The organism is Prevotella sp. Sow4_E9_plate, assembly GCF_052116205.1.
Classification (GTDB): domain Bacteria; phylum Bacteroidota; class Bacteroidia; order Bacteroidales; family Bacteroidaceae; genus Prevotella.
This window is the reverse complement of sequence record NZ_JBQKLN010000159.1, coordinates 1-377: the sequence shown is the minus strand read 5'-3', so window position 1 is coordinate 377 and position 377 is coordinate 1. Positions and strand designations below refer to the sequence as shown.

Sequence of the window (377 nt, the reverse complement as noted above, 5' to 3'; positions counted from 1 at the left end):
GTTCGCTACATTGATGCGTTTGTAGATAGCCAGGATTTAGAAGAACTCGGCTTCAATCATACTAAACGTGAGGCTCCTGGAAATGGTGGACGACCTTCATATGACCCTTCAGACATATTGAAACTACTCATTTATGGTTATTTCAATTCTATCCGTTCTTCTCGAAAGTTGGCCAAAGCGTGCGTTGTCAATATCGAGGTTATGTGGCTTTTAAGCAAGGTAACCCCTGACTTTCGTACAGTTTCTGATTTCCGAAAGGATAATTTGAAGCCTATCAAGAAAGTTTTTAAATCATTGAATAAGCAGTTGGATTCCTTTGGACTCTTCAGCCATTCTTACTTATCTATTGATGGTAGTAAGTTCAAGGCTGTAAATTC

1 protein-coding gene is annotated in these 377 nt (G+C 39.0%); it reads left to right on the top strand.

The window, feature by feature from the left end; genetic code table 11:
- The coding region (locus tag ACTQ53_RS17685; protein WP_441934636.1) for a transposase at positions 1–377 on the top strand (377 nt) is incomplete at both ends.